Source organism: Amycolatopsis vancoresmycina (assembly GCF_000716785.1).
In the GTDB taxonomy this organism is placed as follows: Bacteria; Actinomycetota; Actinomycetes; order Mycobacteriales; family Pseudonocardiaceae; genus Amycolatopsis; species Amycolatopsis vancoresmycina.
Genome location: NZ_JNYY01000003.1, coordinates 158,257 through 182,501 on the forward strand (window position 1 = coordinate 158,257; position 24,245 = coordinate 182,501).

Below are 24,245 nucleotides of genomic sequence, written 5' to 3' on the forward strand. Positions count from 1 at the left end.
GCGACGGGATGGGGCCTGATGGACAACGACGCGAAGCTCCGGGAGTACCTGAAGAAGGTGACCGCGGACCTCCGGCGCGCCCGCAAACGCGTCCAGGAGGTCGAGGACGCCGCGTCCGCCCCGGTGGCGATCGTCGGGATGGCCTGCCGGTTCCCCGGCGGCGTCCGCTCGCCCGAGGACCTGTGGCGGCTCGTCGACTCCGGCGGTGACGGGATGTCCGGGTTCCCCGCCGACCGCGGCTGGCCGGACGCCCACGACGCGGGCTTCGTCGCCGAGGGCGGCTTCGTCCACGACGCAGGCCGGTTCGACGCGGGCTTCTTCGGCATCTCACCGCGCGAAGCCCTGGCCATGGACCCGCAGCAGCGGCTGCTCCTGGAAACGTCGTGGGAGGCCCTCGAACGCGCCGGGATCGTGCCGGAGACGTTGCGCGGCAGCCGGTCGGCGGTGTTCGTCGGCGCGGCCTCCCAGGGCTACGGCACCGGCGCGGGGGAGGAGGCCGAGTCGGTCGCCGGGCACCTGATGACCGGCACCGCCACCAGCGTCCTGTCCGGCCGGATCTCCTACACCCTCGGCTTGGAAGGGCCGTCGGTCACCGTGGACACGGCCTGTTCGTCGTCGCTGGTCGCGCTGCACTTGGCGGTCCAGTCGCTGCGCCGCGGCGAATCCGACCTCGCGCTGGCCGGCGGCGCGGCGGTGATGGTCAACCCGGACATGTTCACCGAGATGAGCCGCCAGGGCGGGCTCTCCGGCAACGGCCGGTGCAAGGCGTTCGCCGACGGCGCCGACGGCACCGGCTGGGGCGAGGGCGCCGGCATGCTGCTGGTCGAGCGGCTGGCCGACGCCGAGCGCCTCGGCCACCCGGTGCTGGCCGTCGTCCGCGGCTCGGCCGTCAACCAGGACGGTGCGAGCAGCGGCCTGTCGGCGCCGAACGGCCCGTCCCAGCAGCGGGTCATCCGGGACGCACTCACCGACGCCCGCTTGTCCACTGTGGACGTCGACCTGGTCGAAGCGCACGGCACCGGCACGGCGCTGGGTGACCCGATCGAGGCGCAGGCCCTCCTGGCGACCTACGGCCAGGACCGGCCGACGCCGCTGTGGCTGGGGTCGGTGAAGTCGAACATCGGGCACACCCAGGCCGCGGCGGGCGTCAGCGGCGTCATCAAGCTCGTCATGGCGCTTCGGAACCGCCGGATGCCGCCGACCCTGCACGCCGGGACGCCGTCGGCGAAGATCGACTGGACCGCCGGGGCCGTCGAGCTGCTCCAGGAAGGCCGGGACTGGACCGCCGACCGCCCGCGGCGAGGCGCGGTGTCGTCGTTCGGCATCTCGGGCACCAACGCGCACCTCATCCTGGAAGAGGCTCCGGCGCCACCTGCTTCCCCGGTGAATTCCTCCGGGCTGGTCCCGTGGGTGCTCTCGGCCAAGTCGGCCGAGGCGCTGCGCGAGCAGGCCGCCCGGCTGTCTCTTGTGGACGGCGAACCGGCCGACGTCGCCTTTTCGCTGGCGACGACCCGGTCCGCGTTCGCCCACCGTGCCGTCGTGGTCGGTGCGGACCGGGAACGGCTCCTGGCCGGGGTCCGCGCCTTGGCGGACGGCACGCCCGCGCCGCACGTCGTCTCGGGGGTCGCCCGCAACAGCAAGGTCGCCTTGGTCTTCCCCGGCCAGGGTGCCCAGTGGACCGGAATGGCGACCGAACTCCTGGCCACCTCGGAGGTGTTCGCGGCCCGGTTCACCGAGTGCGCGCGGGCGCTCGAGCCGTACACCGGCTTCTCGCTGCTCGACGAACCCGAACTCGACCGCGTCGACGTCGTGCAGCCCGCCCTGTTCGCGATGATGGTGTCACTGGCCGAGCTGTGGGCTGCGCACGGCGTGCGGCCGGACGCGGTGATCGGCCACTCCCAGGGCGAAATCGCGGCCGCGGTCGTGTCGGGCGCACTGTCCCTGGAGGACGGTGCTCGCGTGGTCGCGCTGCGCAGCAAGGCGATCCTCGCGCTGGCGGGCGCCGGTGGCATGGTCTCCGTCGCCGCGTCCCGGGCCCGGACCGAAGAGCTCGCCGCGCCCTGGGGCGACCGGATCGGCATCGCCGCGGTGAACGGCCCCGAGGCGACCGTCGTCTCCGGCGAGCCGGGCGCGCTCGACGAGTTCATGGCCGCCTGTGCCGTCCGCACCCGCCGGATCCCGGTGGACTACGCCTCCCACTCCGTGCAGGTGGAGCAGCTGCGTGACGAACTCCTGGACGTCCTGGGCCCGATCACCCCGCGCGCGGCCGGGACCGGGTTCTTCTCGACCGTCATCGGCGACTGGATCGACGGCACCGAGCTGGACGCGGAGTACTGGTACACGAACTTGCGGAGCACGGTCCGGCTGGACATCGCGGTCGAGCGGCTGAAGGCCGAGGGGTTCGGGACGTTCGTGGAGGCGTCGCCGCACCCGGTGCTGACCATGGCGATCGGCGACGACGTCGTCGCGCTGGGCTCGTTGCGTCGCGACGAAGGCGGCCTCGATCGCTTCGCGCTGTCGGTGGCCGAAGCGCACGTCCACGGCGTCAAGGTGGACTGGACGTCGTACTTCGCCGGCGCTTCCCGCGTCGATCTGCCCACCTACGCCTTCCAGCAGCGGCACTACTGGCTGAAGCCCGTCGTCCCCGCGGTCGCCGATCCGGCGAACTCCTGGCGGTACGACATCCGCTGGCGGCCGGCGCCGGAACCGGTGGGTGCGCCGGCCGGACGCTGGCTCGCCGTGGTCGCCCCCGGCCAGGAACCGTCTCTTGTGGACGTACTCGGCGCCGAAGTCCTGACGGTGACCGGAGACCGCGAAAGCCTGGCCGCCCGGCTGCGCGAGGTGGGGCCCGTGGCGGGCGTGGTGTCACTGCTGGCGTTCGACGAACGGCCGCACCCGGAGTTCCCCGAACTGCCGTCCGGCGTCGCGGGAACGCTGCTGCTCGCCCAAGCCCTCGGCGACGCGGGGATCGACGCACCCCTGTGGCTGCTGACGTCCGGTGCCGTCCACACGGACTCGCCCTCGCCCGCCCAAGCCCAGATCTGGGGGCTCGGCCGGGTCGTCGGCCTGGAACACCCGGACCGCTGGGGCGGCCTGGTCGACCTGCCCGCCGAACCCGACACCCGGGCGCTGGAACGGCTCGCCGCCATCCTGGCCGCTCCCGGCGACGAGGACCAGTTCGCCATCCGCCCGTCCGGCGTCCTCGTCCGCCGCCTGGTCCACGCGGCGCCGCCCCGGACCGCGCCCGGCTCGTGGTCGGTCACCGGCACCGTCCTGGTCACCGGCGGCACCGGCGCCCTCGGCCCGCGGATCGCCGCCTGGCTCCGCGAAGCCGGCGCCGACCACGTCATCCTGGCCAGCCGCCGTGGCGGCCAGGTCCCGGCCGACCCGGGTATCACCTTCGCCGCCTGCGACGTCGCCAACCGCGCCGACGTCGAAGCCCTGGCCGAAGCGCACGACATCCGGGCCGTCGTCCACGCCGCCGCGCTCATCGAACTGGCCTCGGTCGACGCCACCGACGTCGCCGAGTTCGCCGCCGTCGCCCGCGCCAAGGTGCTCGGCGCCGAAAACCTGGACGCCGTCTTCGCCCACGACCTCGACGCGTTCGTCCTGTTCTCCTCCATCGCCGGGGTCTGGGGCAGCGGCGACCACGCGGCCTACGCCGCCGCCAACGCCCACCTCGACGCCCTCGCCCAGCGCCGGCGCGCCCGCGGCCTGCGGGCCACCTCGCTGGCCTGGGGCGTCTGGAACGCCGCCAACCCCGCCAAGGCGAACCAGGACTTCGACGCGAGCCGCCTGCTGCGCCAGGGCCTGCCGTTCCTCGACCCCGACCTCGCGTTCGCCGGGCTGCGCCAGGTGCTCGCCGACGACGACACGTTCCTCGCCGTGGCCGACGTCGACTGGGCCCGGTTCGCGCCGGTGTTCACCGCCCTGCGAGCCCGGCCGCTGCTCGACGAGCTGCCCGAGGTCCGCCGCGCGCTGACGGTGGAAAAGCCGCAGGGCAAGCCGGGCTGGCTGGCCGAAGTCGCCCCGGCCGACCGTCCCCGGGCCGTGCTCGAGCTGGTCCGCGCCACCGCGGCGGCGGTGCTCGGCCACGACGGCCCGGACGCCGTCGCCCCCGACGTCGCGCTGCGCGAACTGGGCTTCGACTCGCTCACCGCGGTCGAGCTGCGCAACCGCCTCGCCGCCGAAACCGGCCGGAGCCTGCCCGCGACCCTCGCCTTCGACCACCCGACGGCCGAGCGCATCACGGAGTTCCTGCTGGACGCCCCGGCGAAGGTCACCGAGACCGTCGTCGCGGTCGCCGACGACGAGCCGATCGCCATCGTGGCGATGAGCTGCCGCTACCCGGGTGGCATCAAGAGCCCCGAGGACCTTTGGGAGCTCATCACCAGCGGCGGCGACGCGATCACCGGGTTCCCGGCCGACCGCGGCTGGGACGTCGAGGCGCTGTTCGACCCCGACCCCGACCACGACGGCACCAGCTACACCCGCCACGGCGGCTTCCTGCACGACGCGGGCGACTTCGACCCGGGCTTCTTCGGCATCTCGCCGCGCGAAGCCCTGACCATGGACCCGCAGCAGCGCCTGCTGCTGGAGACGTCGTGGGAAGCGATGGAACGCGCCGGCGTCGACCCGGAAAGCCTGCGGGGCAGCGCCACCGGCGTGTTCGTCGGCACCAACTACGCCGACTACGGCATCGGGCTGGCCCAGCCGGACAGCTCGGCCGGGCACCTGCTCACCGGCGGTGCGGCCAGCGTCGTCTCCGGCCGGATCTCCTACACCTTCGGACTCACCGGCCCGGCCGTCACGGTCGACACGGCGTGCTCGTCGTCCCTGGTCGCGCTGCACCTGGCCTGCCAGTCGCTGCGCACCGGCGAGTGCACGATGGCGCTGGCCGGCGGGGTGGCGCTGATGTCGACGCCGGCGTCGTTCGTCGCCTTCAGCCGCCAGCGCGCGCTCGCCGCCGACGGCCGCTGCAAGGCGTTCTCCGACGGCGCCGACGGCATGGGCATGGCCGAGGGCGTCGGCGTCCTGCTGGTCGAACGGCTCGCCGACGCCCGGCGGAACGGCCACGAGGTGCTCGCCGTGATCCGCGGCTCGGCGGTCAACCAGGACGGCGCGTCCAACGGCCTGACCGCCCCCAACGGCCCCGCGCAGCAGCAGGTCATCCGCCAGGCCGTGGCCAACGCCCGGCTGACCTTCGCCGACGTCGACGCCGTCGAGGCCCACGGCACCGGCACCACCCTCGGCGACCCGATCGAGGCGCAGGCCCTGCTGGCCACCTACGGCCGCGACCGCGCCACCCCGTTGTGGCTCGGCTCGGTGAAGTCCAACATCGGGCACAGCCAGGCCGCCTCCGGCGTCGCCGGCGTGATCAAGCTGGTCCAGTCCCTGCGCCACGGCGTCCTCCCGGCCACGCTGCACGCGGGCACGCCGTCGTCCCATGTGGACTGGTCGGCCGGGAACGTCGAACTGCTGACGGAAAACCGGCCGTGGCCCGAAACCGGCCGCCCGCGCCGGGCCGCGGTGTCGTCGTTCGGCATGAGCGGCACCAACGCGCACGCGGTCCTCGAAGCCGCACCGGAGCCGGTCGCGGCGGAGCCGTCCGGGCCCGTCGCGACCGGCCCGGTGCCCTGGGTCCTGTCCGCGAAGACGCCCGCTTCGCTGGCCGCGCAGGCACGGCGGCTGCAGGCGCGCGTAGGGGCCGCACAGGGGGTCCGGGCCGCAGATGTGGGGTACTCCCTGGCGAATTCCCGGTCTACGTTCGAGCAACGGGCGGTGCTCGTGACCACCGGCGAGGACGGCGGCCACGACCCGCTGGGCGCGCTCGCCCACGGCCGGGCCGTTCCCGGCCTGGTGCGGGGCAGCGCCCGCCACGGGGGCAAGGTCGCCTTCGTCTTTCCCGGGCAGGGCTCGCAGTGGGTGGGGATGGCTTTGGACCTGATGAACACGTCGCCGGCGTTCGCGGCCCGCATGCGGGACTGCGGACGCGCGCTGGCGCCGTTCGTCGAGTGGTCGCTGCCCGAAGTCCTGGGCGACGAAGAGCTGCTGCAGCGCGTCGACGTCGTGCAGCCCGCGCTGTTCGCCGTGATGGTGTCGCTGGCCGAAGTCTGGCGCGCCCACGGGGTTTCCCCGGACGCCGTGATCGGCCACTCCCAGGGCGAGATCGCCGCGGCCGCGGTCGCCGGCGCACTGTCCCTCGAGGACGCGGCCCGTGTGGTCGCGTTGCGCAGCAAGGCGATCCGGGCCCTGGCCGGACGCGGTGGCATGGTGTCGGTGGCCGCCGCCCGCGCGACCGTCGAGCCACGGCTCACCGAAGACCTGTCGATCGCGGCGGTCAACGGCCCGGCCGCGGTGGTGGTGTCCGGTTCGCCGTCCGCGCTCGACGCGCTGATCGAGTCCTGCGAGGCCGACGGCATCCGCGCGAAGCGGGTCCCGGTGGACTACGCGTCGCACTCCGCCCAGGTCGAAGCGATCGAGGCCGAGCTGCGTGAGCTGCTCGCCGCCGTGTCGCCGCGGTCGTCGGAAATCGCCTTCTATTCCACGGTGACTGCCGGGCCGATCGACACCGCCGGGCTCGACGGCCCCTACTGGTACACCAACCTGCGCCAGCCGGTGCTGTTCGACGCGGCCACCCGGCAGCTGGCCGCGGACGGCTACGGCACCTTCGTCGAATGCAGCGCGCACCCGGTGCTCACGATGAGCGTCGAGGACACTGTGGACGAAGCCGTCGTCACGGGCACGCTGCGCCGCGGCGAAGGTGGCCTCGACCGGCTGTACACGTCGTTCGCCGAGGCCTGGGTGCACGGCGTCGACCTCGACTGGACGCCCGCGTTCGGCGAAGGTGCCCGGCTGATCCCGCTTCCGACGTACGCTTTCGACCACCAGCGGTATTGGCTGGACCCGGCGCCTGCCGCCCCGGCCGACGACGGGCTGTGGACGGCGCTCGAAGAGACCGAAGACCTCGCCGGTGTCCTCGGGGTCGACCGGAACGCGCTCGACGAGGTGCTGCCCGCGCTGACCCGGTGGCGCACCCAGCGGTCCACAGTGGACCCTTGGTGCCTGAAGGTCGGCTGGGTGCCGGTTGCCGAGCCCGCGCTGCCGTTGCTGTCCGGCCGCTGGCTGGTCCTGCTCCCGAACGGCCACAGTGGATCGATCGCGGACGCGCTCGCTTCGCGTGGTGCCGACGTCGTCGTGTCGGAAGACCCACTGCCCGGGGCGTACGCCGGTGTCGTTTCCCTGCTGGGACAAGACGAAACGCCGCTGCCGGGACACCCGCTGATCGCGGCCGGGGTGGCCGCGACGGCCGCGCTGGCCCCGGCGCTGGCCGCCGCGGGGATCGACGCTCCACTGTGGCTGCTCACCCGCGGCGCTGTCGCGACCGGGCCCGAGGACGCCCCGGCGTCGAGCGTGCCCGCCCAGCTGTGGGGCCTCGGCCGGGTGATCGGCCTGGAGTACCCCGGGCTCTGGGGCGGCCTGATCGACCTGCCCGCCACGCTCGACGAGCGGACCGCGGACCGGCTGGCCGGGCTCCTGGCCGAGCCTTCCGGCGAGGACCAGCTCGCGATCCGGGAGCACGGGATCGTGGCCCGGCGGCTGCGCCCGGCGCGTCCCGCCCCGGCGGGCGAGCCGTGGCGGCCGCGGGGAACCGTGCTGGTCACCGGTGGCACCGGCGCGCTCGGCGCGCACGTCGCCCGCTGGCTCGGCCGCTCCGGCGCCGAACACCTCGTGCTCACCAGCCGCCGCGGCGAAGCCGTGCCCGGTGCCGCCGAACTCGCCGAAGAGCTGCGGGGGTACGGCTGCGCGGTGACCATCGCCGCCTGCGACGTCGCCGAGCGCAAGGCCGTCGAAGCCCTGCTGGACGGCCTCGGCCACCCGCCGGTCGCCGTCGTGCACGCGGCCGGGCTGCCGCAGTCGAGCACCCTCGCCGAGACCGGCCTGGACGAGTTCGAAGACGTCCTCGCGGCCAAGGTCGCGGGCGCCGCGCACCTGGACGCGCTGCTCGGCGACGACCTCGAAGCGTTCGTGCTGTTCTCCTCCAACTCCGGCGTCTGGGGCAGCGCGGGCCAGGGCGCCTACGCCGCCGCGAACGCCTACCTCGACGCGCTCGCCGAACAGCGCCGCGCCCGCGGTGCGAAGGCGACGTCGGTGGCGTGGGGGCTGTGGGCCGGTGGCGGGATGGCTTCCGACGACGGCGAGCAGCAGCTGCGCCGCCGTGGCCTGCGGCCGATGGCGCCCGAGCGGGCCGTGGCCGCGCTGCAGGGCGCGCTCGACCGCGACGAGACCTTCCTCGCCGTCGCCGACGTCGACTGGGCCCGGTTCGTGCCCGCCTTCACCGCGTCGCGGCGCCGCCCGCTGATCGAGGACCTGCCGGCCGTCCGGCAGGTGCTGGACGAGCTGGCCGCCGAGCAGGACCGGCACGACGAAGGCGCCGCGGCCGGGTGGCGCGAGCGGCTGGCCGGGCTGCCCGAGGCCGAGCGCGACCGGGCCGTGCTCGACCTGGTCCGCACCGAGGCCGCGGCCGTGCTCGGCCACCGCGGGGCCGAGGCGATCGGCAGCACCCGGCCGTTCCGCGACCTCGGGTTCGACTCGGTGACCGCGGTCGAGGTGCGCAACCGGCTGCGCGCGGTCACCGGCCTGCGGCTGGCGGCCACCGCCGTCTTCGACCACCCGACGCCGGTCGCGCTGGCCCGGTTCCTCGCGGCGGAGATCGCGCCCGGCGGCACCCCCGCCGAGTCGGCGTTCGGCGCGCTCGACCGGCTGGAGGCGTCGCTCACGGACCTGGCGCAGCCGGACGAGAACGTCCGGATGCGCGTCGAAATGCGGCTGAAGTCCCTGCTGAACCACTGGAGCGTGGACGCGGCACCGGCACCGGCTCCGCAGGCGGAACTGGCCGGCGCTTCGGCGGCCGAGGTGTTCGCGTTCATCGACAACGAGCTCGGGATTTCCCCGCCGCCGGCGCAGTGACGCCCTGACTGGACGAACGGATGAGGTTGGCGATGTCAGAGCAGGACAAGCTCCTCGAGTACCTCAAGCGCGTGACGGCCGACCTGCACCAGACCCGGCAGCGGCTGCAGGCGGCGGAGGCGGCGGAGCAGGAGCCGATCGCCATCATCTCCCTGGCCTGCCGGTACCCGGGCGGGGTGGCCTCGCCCGAGGACCTGTGGGACCTCGTCGCGGGCGGAACCGACGCGATGGCGGGCTTCCCGGAGGACCGCGGCTGGGACGTCGAGCGCATGTACGGCGCGGAGGGGGCCCGGGCGGTCGAGGGCGGGTTCGTCGACGACGCGGCGAGCTTCGACCCCGGGCTGTTCGGCATCTCGCCGCGGGAGGCCCTCGCGATGGATCCGCAGCAGCGGCTGCTGCTGGAGACGTCGTGGGAGCTGCTGGAACGCGGCCGGCTCGACCCGTTTTCGTTGCGCGGCAGCCGGACCGGCGTGTTCATCGGCGCCAACGCGTCCGGCTACAGCAGCACCCTGCAGGCGGCGGCGGGCTCCGAGGGCTACCTGCTCACCGGCGAAGCCCCCAGCGTCATGTCGGGGCGGCTGTCCTACACCTTCGGGCTGGAAGGCCCTTCGATCACGGTGGACACGGCCTGTTCGTCGTCGCTGGTCGCGCTGCACTGGGCGTGCCAGGCGCTGCGGCAGGACGAATGCGGCCTCGCGCTGGCCGGCGGCGTGACGGTGATGGTGAGCCCGCTGGCGTTCGCCGAGTTCAGCCGTCAGCGCGGGCTGGCGGCGGACGGCCGCTGCAAGTCCTTCGCCGACGCCGCCGACGGCACCGGCTGGGGCGAAGGCGTCGGCCTGGTCCTGCTGGAACGGTTGTCGGACGCCCGGCGCAACGGGCACGAGATCCTCGGCGTGATCCGCGGTTCCGCGGTGAACTCCGACGGCGCGTCCAACGGCCTGACCGCGCCGAACGGCCCTTCGCAGCAACGGGTGATCCGCGCCGCTTTGGCCAACGCGGGACTGTCCACTTCGGACGTCGACGCGGTCGAGGCGCACGGCACCGGCACGGCCTTGGGCGACCCGATCGAGGCGCAGGCGCTGCTGGCCACGTACGGCCAGGACCGGCCCGCGGACCGGCCGTTGTGGCTCGGTGCGCTGAAGTCGAACATCGGGCACACGCAGTCGGCGTCCGGCATCGCGGGTGTCATCAAGATGGTGCTGGCGCTGCGGCACGAGCTGCTGCCCCGGACGCTGCACGTGGACGCGCCGTCGTCCGAAGTGGACTGGTCGGCGGGTGCGGTGGAGCTGCTGACCGCGGCGCGGCCGTGGCCGGCCGGGGACGTGCCGCGCCGGGCCGGGGTGTCGGCGTTCGGCGTGAGCGGGACGAACGTGCACGTGATCGTCGAGGAGGCACCGGCGGCCGTGACACCGCCGCCGGCGGCGCCCGCGGCCGGGCTGCTGCCGTGGGTGATCTCCGGGGCTAGTGCCGCGGCGGTGCGTGCGCAGGCCCGGCGGCTGCTGGCCGCCGACCCGGACCCGGTCGACGGTGGGTATTCCCTGGCGATCACCCGTGCGGCGCTGGGCCACCGGGCGGTGGTGCTCGGCACCGATCGCGACTCGCTGCGGGACGGCCTGACGCGTCTCGCCGAGGGGGAGGACGTCACCGGCGCCGCCGATCCGGATGCGTTGCTGGCGGTGCTGTTCACCGGGCAGGGCGCGCAGCGGGCCGGGATGGGTGCTGGTCTCTACGCGCGGTTCCCGGTGTATGCGTCGGCTTTCGATGCGGTGCTCGCGCACTTCTCGCCTTCGCTGCGCGAGGCTTTCGACGACGCTGAGCTTTTGGACCGGACCGAGTTCACCCAGCCCGCGTTGTTCGCGGTCGAGGTGGCGTTGTTCCGGTTGGTCGAGTCGTTCGGTGTTCGTCCGGATTTCGTGGCTGGGCATTCGATCGGGGAGATTTCGGCTGCGCATGTGGCCGGTGTTCTGTCCCTTGAGGACGCTTGCCGTCTGGTGTCGGCGCGGGCGTCGTTGATGCAGGCGCTGCCCGCCGGTGGGGCGATGGTGTCGATCGCGGCTCCCGAGTCCAGTGTGGACTTGCCGGAGGGGGTCTCGATCGCGGCCGTGAACGGCCCGGAGTCCGTGGTGATCTCGGGCGTCGAGGCCGCGGTGCTGGCCGTCGCCGCGGAGTTCGCGGAGCGTGGCGTCAAGACCAAGCGGCTCGCGGTGAGCCACGCGTTCCACTCGCCGCTGATGGACCCGATGCTCGCCGGCTTCCGCGCTGTGGCGGAATCACTGACCTACCACCCGGCGACGATACCGGTGATCTCAAATGTGAGCGGTGCTCTCGCCGCGCCGTTCACCGCGGACTACTGGGTGCGGCACGTGCGCGAGGCGGTCCGGTTCGCCGACGGGATGGCCACCCTCGAAGCCGAGGGAGCCCGCATTTTCCTGGAGCTGGGCCCCGACGGCGTCCTCAGCGCGCTGGCGGGCGGCACGGCGGTCCCGGCGTTGCGCCGCGACCGCTCCGAAGAGAGAGCACTGCTCTCAGCGTTGAGCACTGTTCACGCCCACGGCGTGGACGTCGACTGGGCGGCCTTCTTCCCCGGCGGCCGCCGCGTCGACCTGCCGCCCTATGCGTTCCAGCGCGAACGCTTCTGGCCGCGCGGCGGCGCGGTCCAGGGTGACGCGGGTTCGCTCGGGCTGGGCGCGCTGGATCACCCGCTGCTCGGGGCCGCGGTCAGCCTGGCGGGTCACGACGGCGTGGTGTTCACCGGTCGCCTGTCGCTCGAAACGCAGCCGTGGCTCGCCGGGCACGCGCTCGGCGGGGCGGTCCTGGTGCCGGGCACGGCGTTGCTGGAGCTGGCGATCCGGGCGGCCGACCAGGTCGGCTGCGACGTGGTCGACGAGCTGACGCTCGAAGCGCCGCTCGTCCTGCCCGAGCGGGGTGGGGTGGCGGTCCAGGTGTTCGTCGGCCCGGCGGACGGAGCGGGCCGCCGGGAGCTGACGTTGCACGCCCGCCCGGACGACGGCGCGGCGCCCGGCCAGGACACGTGGACCCGCCACGCAAGCGGGCTGCTGGCCACGGGCGTACCGCAGGCACCGGAGCCGGCGCAGTGGCCCCCACCCGGCGCCCGGCGGCTGCCGTTCGACGGGTTGTACGACCAGCTGGCCGGCCTGGGTTTCACGTACGGCCCGGCGTTCAAGGGGTTGCAGTCGGTCTGGCGCCGCGGCGAGGAGACGTTCGCCGAGGTGGCGTTGCCGGAGGAGTTCCGCGCTGAGGCGGAGAAGTTCGGCCTGCACCCGGCCCTCCTGGACGCGGCCCTGCACCCACTGGGCCTGGCGGCCCCGCCCGCGGCGACGGCGGTCGGCTCCGGCGGCGGCGCGGCAGAGCCGGGCTTTGCTGCTCCGGCCGCCGATGGCGCTGAACCAGCCAGCGCGAGCATCGTCGGCTCGGCGCCGGCCACCGCCTCTGCGGCCAACCCGACCGGCGTGGGCTTTGCCGCTCCGGCAGCCGATGGCGCCAACCCCGCCGACCCGACCGGCACAAACCCCGCCGCCTCCACCACCCCAACCACCGGCGGAATGCCGTTCTCCTGGAGCGGCGTCTCCCTCCACGCCACCGGCGCCACCGCCCTCCGCGTCCGCCTCTCCCCAGCCGGCGACAGCGCCGTCTCCGTCACCGTCCACGACCAGTCCGGCGGCCCCGTCGCCTCGGTCGATTCCCTCGTCCTGCGCCCCATCTCGACCGCCACCACCCCCTCCGCCCCGGACAGCTCCCTCTTCCGCCTCGACCACACCCCCATCCCCGCCGGGCCGCGAACCGAAGCCGTCGTCCTCGCCCCGAACCCCTTCGCCCTCGACCTCCCCGAAGTGTCCGATTTGGACACTCAGACAGCCGTCTTCGCCGCCATCGACGGCCGCGATGTCCGGGCGAGCACCCACCAAGCCCTCGTCCTCGTCCAGTCCTGGCTCGCCGCCGATCGGCCCGGCCGGCTCGTCGTCGTCACCCGGGATGCCGACACCGATCCCGCCGCGGCCGCCGTCCGGGGGCTCGTGCGGTCCGCCCAGTCCGAGCACCCCGGGCGGTTCCAGCTCCTCGATCTCGACCACACCCCGCCGCCCGAACTCGCCACCCTGCCCGCCGAACCGCAGGTCGCCGTCCGCGACGGCGCCTTCACCGCCCCGCGGCTCGTCCGCGCCCACACCGGCGCCCTCACCGTCCCGGGAGAGCCCTGGCGGCTGACCGCCACCGGCGGCACCCTCGACGGCCTCGCCCTCCGGCCCGCGCCCCCGCAACCCCTGGAACCCGGCCAGGTCCGGGTCGCCGTGCGCGCGGCCGGGGTCAACTTCCGGGACGTCCTCATCGCCCTCGGCATGTACCCCGATCCGGCCGCCGTGCTCGGGTCCGAGGCGGCCGGGGTCGTCACCGAAGTCGCGCCGGACGTCACCGAACTCAAGGCCGGAGACCGCGTCTTCGGCCTCTTCACCGGCGCGTTCGGCCCGACGGCGACGACCGACGCCCGCCTCCTCGCCCCGGTCCCGGACGGCTGGACCTTCGCCCAGGCCGCCTCCGTCCCCGTCGCCTTCGTCACCGCCTACTACGCCCTCTTCGACCTCGGCGGCCTCGAAGCCGGCCAGTCCGTGCTCGTCCACGCGGCCGCCGGCGGTGTCGGCATGGCCGCCGTGCAGCTCGCCCGCTGGAAGAACGCCGAGGTGTTCGCCACCGCGAGCCCGGCGAAGCAGGACGCCGTCCGCGCGCTCGGCGTCGACCACATCGCCTCTTCACGGGACCTCGAATTCGCGACGCAGTTCGAGCCCGTCGACGTCGTCCTGAACTCGCTGACCGGCCCCTTCACCGACGCCTCGCTCGGCCTCCTCAAGCCCGGCGGCCGGTTCCTCGAGATGGGCAAGACCGACCTCCGCGACCCCGCAGGCGTCACCTACCGCCCGTTCGACCTCGGCGACCCGGGCCCGGACCGGATCCAGGAAATCCTGCGTGACCTGCTCACCCTGTTCGCCGAACGCGCCATCGAGGTCCTCCCGGCCCGGGCCTGGGACATCGTCCGCGCGCCCGACGCGTTCCGGTTCATCAGCCAGGCCAAGCACGTCGGCAAGAACGTCCTGACCATCCCGGCGACCCCGGACCCCGACGGCACCGTCCTCGTCACCGGCGGTACCGGCACCCTCGGCGGCCTGCTGGCCCGCCACCTCGTGACCACCCACGGCGTCAAGAACCTCCTGCTGACCAGCCGGCGCGGCCTCGACGCCCCGGGCGCGGCCGAGCTGGTCGCCGAACTGACCGACGGCGGCGCGAACGTGCGCGTCGAGAGCTGCGACGTCACCGACCGCGCCGCCCTCGCGGCGCTGCTCGGTCCGGTGCACCTCACCGGGGTCGTCCACACCGCGGGCGTGCTCGACGACGGCGTCCTCGACTCGCTCACCCCGGACCGGCTCGACGCCGTCATTGGCCCCAAGGTCGACGCCGCGCTGAACCTGCACGAGCTGACCCGCGACCGGGACCTCGCCTGGTTCGCGCTGTACTCCTCGCTCGCCGGCGTGGCCGGGGCCGCCGGGCAGGCCAACTACGCCGCCGCCAACGCCGCCCTCGACGCGCTCGCCACCCGCCGCCGCGCCGAGGGCTTGCCCGGCGTCTCCCTCGCCTGGGGCCAGTGGGCGGAGGCGAGCGGCATGACCGGCTCGCTCGGCGACGAAGACCTGTCCCGGATCGCGCGGTCCGGCATCGGGGCCCTCGGCACCGCGGAAGCGCTGGCGCTGTTCGACGCGGCTCTGGTCGCGGGCGCCGGGTGCGTGGTCCCGGTCCGCGTCGACCTCGCCGCCCTGCGCGCCCAGGCTGAGCACCTGCCCGCGCTGTGGCACAGCCTGGTCCGCGTGCGCACGCGCCGTGCGGCCGGGCCGGCGTCGGGCACCGACGGGCTCGCCGCCCGGCTGGCCGGGCTCGGCGGAGACGACGTCCGCCGATTCCTGCTCGACCTCGTCCGCACCCACGTCGCGGCGGTCCTCGGCCACGACGGCGCCGACGCCGTCGAGCCGCAGAAAGCGTTCAAGGACCTGGGTTTCGACTCCCTGACCGCCGTCGAACTGCGCAACCGGCTCACCGCGGTGACCGGCCTGCGCCTGCCCGCGACGGTCGTCTTCGACCACCCGAACCCCCAGGCACTGGCCGCGCTCCTGCAGGGCGAGCTCGCCGGCGACGACCGGCCCGCGGCGAAGGCGGTCACCGCGGTCGTCGACGGCGACCCGATCGCCATCGTCGCGATGAGCTGCCGCTACCCGGGCGACGTGACGTCGCCGGAGGACCTGTGGCGGCTGGTCGAGACCGGCGGCGACGCCCTCACGCCGCTGCCCGCCGACCGCGGCTGGGACCTCGCCGCCTTGGGCGCCGCCGAGGGCGGGTTCGTGCACGACGCCGGCGGCTTCGACGCCGAGTTCTTCGGCATCTCCCCGCACGAAGCCCTGGCCATGGACCCACAGCAGCGGCTGCTGCTGGAGATCTCCTGGGAGGCGCTCGAACGCGCCGGGATCGACCCGCGCTCGTTGCGCGGCAGCAGCACCGGCGTCTTCGTCGGCGCCGCGCACCAGGCGTACGGCAGCGGCGTGGCCGAGGTGGCCGACGGCGTCGAAGGGCACCTGCTGACCGGCAACGCGACGAGCGTCGTCTCCGGCCGTGTCTCCTACACCTTCGGTTTCGAAGGGCCGGCCGTCAGCGTCGACACCGCGTGCTCGTCGTCGCTGGTCGCGCTGCACTGGGCGGTCCAGGCGCTGCGCCGCGGCGAGTGCGACCTGGCGCTCGCGGGCGGCGTCGCGGTGATGGCGCAGCCCGGCATGTTCGTCGAGTTCGACCGCCAGGGCGGCCTCGCCTCCGACGGCCGCTGCAAGGCGTTCGCGGAGGCCGCGGACGGCACCGGCTGGGGCGAAGGCGCCGGCCTGGTCCTGCTGGAACGGCTGTCCGACGCCCGCCGCCACGGCCACGAAGTCCTGGCGCTCGTCCGCGGTTCCGCGGTCAACTCCGACGGCGCGTCCAACGGTCTCACCGCCCCGAACGGCCCGTCCCAGCAACGGGTCATCCGCGCCGCACTGGCCGGCGCGGGCCTGACTCCGTCCGAAGTGGACGCTGTCGAGGCGCACGGCACCGGCACCACCCTCGGCGACCCGATCGAGGCCCAGGCCCTCCTGGACACCTACGGCCAGGACCGCGAGGAACCGCTCCAGCTCGGCTCCCTCAAGTCGAACATCGGCCACACGCAGGCGGCGGCCGGGGTCGCGGGCGTGATCAAGGTCGTCATGGCGCTGCGGCACGGCGTCCTGCCCAAGACGCTGCACGTCGACGCACCGTCGTCACGCGTCGACTGGGAGTCCGGCGCGATCGAGCTGCTCACCGAAGCCCGGCGCTGGCCCGAGACCGGACGGCCGCGCCGCGCCGGGATCTCGTCGTTCGGCATCTCCGGTACGAACGCCCACACGATCATCGAACAGGCCCCGCCCGCGCCTCCCGAGGCGGAGCCCGCGGTGCCGTCCGGGGTGGTTCCGTGGCTGCTGTCGGCCCGCGATGCCGACGCCCTCGCTGCGCAGGCCGAGCGCCTTCGCGCGCACGTCGAGGCTCGGCCGGAGCTCGCGCCGGTCGACATCGGCTTCTCGCTGACCGGGCGGGCGGCCCTGGAACACCGGGCGGTCGTGCTCGGCGGTGATCGTGCGGAACTCCTTGCCGCGTTGGAAAACCTGGCGGTGACCGGGATCGCGCGCCCGGACCGGCGGCTGGCCGTGCTGTTCACCGGGCAGGGCGCGCAACGGGCCGGGATGGGTTCTGGTCTCTACGAGCGGTTCCCGGTTTATGCGGCGGCTTTCGATGCGGTGCTGGCGCACTTCTCGCCTTCGCTGCGCGAGGCGTTCGAGGATGCCGAGCTTTTGGACCGGACCGAGTTCACCCAGCCTGCGTTGTTCGCGGTCGAGGTGGCGTTGTTCCGGTTGGTTTCGTCCTTCGGTGTGCGCCCGGATTTCGTGGCGGGGCATTCGATCGGGGAAATCACGGCGGCGCATGTGGCCGGTGTGCTGTCCCTTGAGGACGCTTGCCGGTTGGTGTCCGCGCGGGCGTCGATGATGCAGGCGTTGCCGTCCGGTGGTGCGATGGTGTCCATCGCGGCTCCCGAGTCGGCCATCACGTTGACCGAGGGTGTTTCGATCGCGGCGGTGAACGGGCCCGAGTCGGTGGTCATTTCCGGCGACGAGGCTGAGGTGCTGGCGATCGCGGCACAGTTCCCGAAGACCAAGCGGCTTCCGGTGAGCCATGCGTTCCATTCGCCGCTGATGGACCCGATGCTGGCCGACTTCCGCGCGGTCGCCGAGACCCTCACGTACCACCCGGCGGAGATACCGGTGCTCTCGAATGTGAGCGGTGCTCTCGCTCCGCTGTTCAGTGCCGATTACTGGGTCCGGCACGTACGCGAAACCGTCCGATTCGCCGACGGCATCACCACGCTGAAGGCCGCGGGTGCCGACGTCTTCCTGGAGCTGGGCCCGGACGGCGTGCTCAGCGCGATGGTCGACGGCATCGCGATCTCCGCCCTGCGACGCGACCGCTCCGAAGAGAGAGCACTGCTCTCGGCATTGAGCACTGCTCACGTGCATGGAGTCGAGGTCGACTGGGCGCCACTCGTTGCCGGCGGCCGGCGCGTCGACCTGCCCACGTACGCGTTCCGGCATCGGAACTACTGGCTCGCCGCAGAACCCGGCGCGGCGACCGGGAGTGACTCCGGGTTCTGGGAGGTCGTGCGCCGCGGCAAGCTGGCGGCGGAGCTCGAACTGGCCGAGGAAGTCGCCGAGGCGGTGACCCCGGCCCTGTCGGCCTGGTACCGGCGCCGCACCCAGGAATCCACGGTGGACTCATGGCGCTACGGGACCACTTGGCGTCCGGTACCGGCCGAAAAGGCCGCGCTCACCGGCCACTGGCTGCTGGTGGTACCGGAGGCAGCCGAGCCAGGAGTAGTGGCAGAAATCGCACGGACGATCATCGAACGCGGCGCGCGGATCACCCCGGTACGGATCGACCCGCTCCTGCCCCGCGCGGAGTTCACCAGCCGCCTCCGCGAAGTTCTGGCGGGGTCCGAAGTGGATGGTGCTCCGATTCCGGCCGACGGTCGCGGAGCTGCGGCGGGCGCGGCACTGGAGAGTGGGCCGATTCTGGCCGCCGACGGCGGCGGAGCTGCGGCGGGCGCGGCGGTGGACGGTGCCCCGATTCCGCCCAACGACGGCCGCGGCACTGCGGCAGCCCCGGCCGTGGACGGCATCCTTTCCCTCCTGGCCCTCACCGAAGCTGGCCACGGAGCGGCCGCAGGCACCGCCACCCTCCTCCAAGCCCTCGGCGACCTCGAAACCACCGGCCGCCTCTGGTGCCTGACCCGTGGTGCCGTCGCGGCCGGGCGCGCCGACCGCGTCGATGCTCCGGCCCAAGCCCAGGTCTGGGGCCTCGGCCGCACCGCGGCCATGGAATACCCGCAGCGCTGGGGCGGCCTGGTCGACCTCCCCGCCGAGCTCGACGACCGCGCCCGCGCTCGGCTCGCCGCCGTTCTCACCGGCACCGAAGACGAGGTCGCGCTACGCCCCTCAGGCGTCTTCGCGCGACGGCTGGAGCGCCGCTCCGCGACCCCCGCCAAGGCGTGGCAGCCGCGGGGGACTGTGCTGGTCACCGGGGGCACCGGGGCTCTCGGCGCGCAGGTCGCCCGCCGCCTGGCCGCCGGGGGCGCCGAGCGGCTGGTGCTGCTCAGCCGCCGCGGGCCGGCCGCCCCGGGCGCCGCCGAACTCGAACGCGAACTCACCGCCCTCGGCTGCGAAACCGAGATCGTGGCCTGCGACGCCGCCGATCGGGACGCGCTGGCCGCGGTGCTCCCCGCCGACCTCCGCGCGGTCGTGCACGCCGCGGGCGTCCTGGACGACGGCGTCATCGATTCCCTGACCCCCGAGCGCTTCGACGCCGTCCTGCGTGCGAAGGCGACCGCGGCCGAGAACCTGTCCGCGCTCACCTCCGGCCTCGACGCGTTCGTCCTGTTCTCCTCCATGGCCGGCGCGTTCGGCGCGGCGGGCCAGGGCACCTACGCCGCCGCCAACGCCCACCTCGACGCGCTCGCTCAGCAACGCCACGCCGCCGGGCTGCCCGCCGTTTCGATCGCCTGGGGACCCTGGGCGGGCGACGGGATGGCCGCGGGCGACGCCGACACGCGGCGACGGCTGCGCGCCGCGGGCGTCGGCGCCTTGGAACCCGGCCTCGCCCTCGACGCCCTGGCCCTCGAAGCGGCGGCCGATGCGCCGGTGGCCGTGGTGGCCGATCTCGACTGGGACGTCTACCTCCCGGCCCTGCGGGCCGTCCGCCCCCGGCCGCTGTTCGCCGGATTCGGCGAGTCGCTCGAAAGTCCACAAGAGACTGAGACCGCGGGGCTCCTCACCGGACTGTCCGAAGAGGACGCGGACCGGAAGGTCCTTGAGCTGACCCGCACGCACGTCGCCGCCGTCCTCGGCTACCCCGACGTGGCCGCCGTTGACGCCGAACGCGCGTTCTCCGACAGCGGCTTCACCTCGCTGACCGCCGTCGAACTGCGCAACCGCCTCGACGCGGCGACCGGGCTGAGCCTGCCCGCGACGCTGGTGTTCGACCACCCGACCCCGGCCGCGCTGGCCCGGCACCTGCACCGCGAACTGCTCGGCAGGCACCCGGAACCGGCCGCCGCCGGCCCGGCGCCCGTCCGGGCCGACGAGCCGATCGCGCTCGTCGCCATGGGCTGCCGGTTCCCGGGCTCGGTCGCCACGCCGGAAGACCTCTGGCGGCTCGTCGCGGACGGCGTCGACGCGATGACTGGCCTGCCCGAGGACCGCGGCTGGGACCTCGGCGCCCTCTACGACCCGGACCCGGGCAAGAGCGGTCACAGCTACGTCCGCGACGGCGGGTTCCTCGACACCGCCGCGGAGTTCGACGCGGCCTTCTTCGGCATCTCGCCGCGCGAAGCACTGGCCATGGACCCGCAGCAGCGCCTGCTGCTCGAGATCACTTGGGAGGTCTTCGAACGGGCCGGGATCGACCCGCAGTCGCTGCGCGGCAGCCGCACCGGTGTGTTCGCCGGCACCAACGGCCAGGACTACGCGGGCCTGCTCGGCGCGGCCGGCGAGGAGGTCGGCGGGTTCATCGGCACCGGCAACGCCGCCGCGGTCGTGTCCGGCCGGCTCGCCTACGCCTTCGGTCTCGAAGGCCCGGCCCTGACTGTCGACACCGCGTGTTCGTCGTCGCTGGTCGCCATCCACCTGGCCGCGCAGGCGCTGCGCCGCGGCGAATGCGACCTCGCGCTGGCCGGTGGCGCGACCGTGATGTCCACCCCGGCGACGTTCGTCGAGTTCAGCCGCCAGCGCGGCCTCGCCTCCGACGGCCGCTGCAAGGCGTTCGCCGACGCCGCCGACGGCACCGGCTGGGGCGAAGGCGCCGGCCTGGTGCTCCTCGAACGGCTGTCGGACGCCCGCCGCAACGGGCACCGGGTGCTGGCCGTCGTGCGCGGTTCGGCGGTGAACTCCGACGGCGCCTCCAACGGGTTGACCGCACCGAACGGTCCGTCGCAGCAGCGGGTGATCCGGGCCGCGCTGGCCGACGCCGGTCTGTCCACTTCGGACGTCGATGCCGTCGAGGCGCACGGCACCGGCACGAAACTGGGCGATCCGATCGAGGCGCAAGCGCTGCTGGCGACCTATGGTCAGGACCGGGAAACGCCGCTGTGGCTGGGTTCGGTGAAGTCCAACATCGGCCACACCCAGGCCGCGGCGGGCATCGCCGGGGTCATCAAGATGGTCATGGCCATGCGCCACGGCGTCCTCCCGCGGACGCTGCACATCGACGCGCCCTCGTCCCAAGTGGACTGGTCGGCGGGGTCGGTGGAGCTGCTGACCGAGACGCGCGAGTGGGTGGCCGGTCGGCCGCGGCGGGCGGGGGTGTCGGCGTTCGGCGTCAGCGGCACCAACGCCCACCTCGTCCTCGAAGCGGGCGAGCCCGAACCCCCGTCCCCGGCGCCGCCGGGCCTCACCGTCTGGCCGCTGTCGGCGAAGGACGAGCAAGCCCTGCGCGAGCAGGCCACGCGCCTCCGCGCCGCGCTCGGCGAGGACGCTTCGGCGGCCGAGGTCGGCCGCACCCTGGCGACCGGCCGGGCGGCTTTGGCGCACCGGGCCGTCGTCGTCGGGGACCGCGACCAGCTCCTGGCCGGGCTGGCGGACCTGGACGACGCCGTGTGCGGCACCGCCGTTCCCGGTGGCCGCCTGGCCGTGCTGTTCACCGGCCAGGGCGCCCAGCGCGCCGGGATGGGCCGTGAACTCTACGACCGGTACCCGGTGTTCGCCGACGCCTTCGACGCCGTGTGCGCCGAGTTCGACGGTCTGCTCGACGCGCCGCTGCGCGAGGTCGTCTTCGACGGCGGCGACCGGCTCGACCGGACCGGCTACACCCAGCCCGCGCTGTTCGCGGTCGAGGTCGCGCTGCACCGGCTCGTCACGGCGTGGGGCGTGTACCCGGACTTCGTCGCCGGGCACTCGATCGGCGAGCTGGTCGCCGCCCACGTGGCCGGGGTGCTGACCCTGCCCGACGCCTGCCGGCTGGTTGCCGCCCGGGCATCGCTCATGCAGGCGCTGCCCGCCGAAGGCGCGATGGTCTCCATCGCGGCCCCCGAGTCCGCCGTCACGCTGACCGAGGGTGTTTCGATCGCGGCGGTCAACGGCCCGGAGTCGGTGGTGATCTCGGGCGAAGAGGCCGCGGTGCTGGCGATCGCCGCGGAGTTCGCCGAGCGCGGCGTCAAGACCAAGCGGCTCACCGTCAGCCACGCCTTCCACTCACCGCTGATGGACCCGATGCTCGAGGACTTCCGCGCGGTGGCCGAAACCCTGACCTACCACCCGGCGAAGATACCGGTGCTCTCGAATGTGAGCGGTGCTCTCGCCGAGCCGTTCACCGGGGAGTACTGGGTGCGGCACGTGCGCGAGGCCGTCCGGTTCGCCGACGGCGTCGAGACCTTGAAAGCCGCGGGCGTCAGCGTGTTCCTGGAGCTGGGTCCGGATGGGGTGCTCAGCGCGATGGTCGGCGGCGCGACGGCGGTCCCGGCGCTGCGGCGCGACCGCTCCGAAGAGAGAGCACTGCTCACGGCTTTGAGCACTGTTCACGTCCACGGCGTGGACGTCGACTGGGCCGCGTTCTACCCGCCGGCGCGCCCGGTCGACCTGCCCACCTACCCCTTCCGGCGGCAGCGGTTCTGGCCGGAGCCCGCACCCGCCGCGCCGATGTCCGAAGTGGACACGGAGTTCTGGAAGGCGGTCGAAGGCGAGGACCTGGACTCGCTCGGCTCGCTGCTCGGCCTGGACGGCGACCAGCGCGCCGCCGTCGCCTCCGCGCTCCCGGCCCTGTCCGGCTGGCGGCGGGAGACGCGGGCGAGCTCCGACGCCTGGCGCTACCGGGTCGTCTGGCGCAAGCTGCGCGACACCCACGCCGCGGTCTCCGGTGACTGGCTCTTCGTCCTGCCGGAAACCCTCGCCGACCCCTCGGCCGCGACGGCCGTGGCGGGCGCCTTCGCGACGTCGGGGGCGCGGCCCCTGGTCGTCCGGGTACCCGAGGACGCCGACCGCATCACGGTCGCGAAGCTGGTCGAGGCCAAGCTGGCCGAAGAAGGCGCAACGCCGGTCGGGGCGCTGTCGCTGCTGGCCTTCGCCGCCGGCGCTCCGGCGTCGCCGGTGGCCGCCGGGCTCCCGCAGACCCTCGCTCTCGTCCAGGGTCTCGGCGACGCGGGCGTCACCGCGCCGCTGTGGTGCGCCACCCGCGGCGCGGTCGCGACGGCCGACAGCGAGCCGGTCGCCGATCCGGCCCAGGCCCAGTTCTGGGGCTTCGGCCGCACGGTCGCGATGGAACACCCCAACCGCTGGGGCGGCCTGGTCGACCTGCCGGAAACCCTGACGAGCGAGGACGGCGAGCGGCTCTGCGCGGTCCTGGCCACCGGCGGCGAGGACGAAATCGCCGTCCGCCCGGCCGGGGTCTTCGCCCGACGGCTCGTCCGCGACCACCGTGTCGGTCCACAGTGGACACCACGCGGCACGGTGCTGGTCACCGGCGGCACCGGGGCGCTCGGCGGGCACGTCACCCGCTGGCTCCTGGACCACGGCGCCGAGCACGTCGTCCTGGCGAGCCGCCGCGGTGGCGAAGCGCCGGACGACCGCGTGACGGTGGTCGCCTGCGACGTCGCCGACCGGGACGCGGTCGCGGCCCTGCTGGCCGAACACCCGGTTTCGGCGGTCGTGCACGCGGCGGGTGTCCTCGACGACGGCGTCGTCGACACGCTCACCGGCGACCGGTTCGCCGCGGTCCTGCGGGCCAAGGTGACCGGCGCCCGCACCCTCGACGAGCTGACCGGCGACCTCGACGCCTTCGTCCTGTTCTCCTCGCTCGCCGGTGCGGTCGGTGCGGCGGGCCAGGCGAACTACGCCGCCGCCAACGCCGAGCTGGACGCCCTCGCCCAGCGCCGTCGCGCGTCGGGTCGCGCGGCCGTCTCGATCGCCTGGGGTCCCTGGGCGGGCGAAGGCATGGCGGCGGAGAACGCCGAGCGGATGCGGCGCGCCGGGGTCACCCCGCTGCCCGCGGCGGCGGCCGCGGCGGCACTCGGCCGGATCACCCGGTCGCAGGTCGTCGCGGACATCGACTGGGACACCTACCCCTCGGCCCGGCCGCTCTACGCCGAGCTGGCCCCGGCCACCCCGGTCGCCGAGGCACCGGTCTCACTCGGTGACCGCCTGGCCGGGCTGTCCGCGGCCGACGCAGGCGACCTCGTGCTCGACGTCGTCCGCGAGCACGTCGCGGCGGTGCTGGGCCACGGCCGCGCGGCCGACGTCGCCCCGGACCGCGCGTTCAGCGAAACCGGCTTCACGTCGCTGACCGCGGTCGAGCTCCGCAACCGCCTGGACCGCGTCACCGGCCTGAACCTGCCCGCGACGCTCGTGTTCGACCACCCGTCGCCCTCGGCGCTGGCCCGGCACCTGACGGCCGAGCTGCGGGCCGACGAGCCCGCGCCGCGGGGCGTCGACGGGCTGCTCGACGAGCTGAGCCGCGTCGGGGCCGGCTTGGGCGAGGCCGACCGGGCCCGCGTCGCCGAGCAGCTGCGGCTGCTCACCGCGGGCTGGGCGGGCGAACCGGCCGCCCCGAGCCTCGAAACCGCCAGCGACGAGGAAATGTTCGACCTCCTCGGCAAAGAGTTCGGCATCTCCTGACCCGGCGCCCGC

Annotated in this window: 2 protein-coding genes; both read left to right on the forward strand. The window is 74.3% G+C overall.

From position 1 onward, the window contains the following. Nucleotides 1-15 precede the first annotated feature (15 nt). A complete protein-coding gene (locus tag OO60_RS08365; RefSeq protein WP_063749388.1) occupies nucleotides 16-8,970 on the forward strand; it encodes a type I polyketide synthase in 8,955 nt (2,984 codons plus the stop codon). A 32-nt stretch (nucleotides 8,971-9,002) separates the two neighbouring features. Then, nucleotides 9,003-24,233, forward strand: a complete 15,231-nt coding sequence (locus OO60_RS47715) for a type I polyketide synthase (RefSeq protein ID WP_051767656.1) — start codon at nucleotides 9,003-9,005, stop codon at nucleotides 24,231-24,233. Nucleotides 24,234-24,245 lie beyond the last annotated feature (12 nt).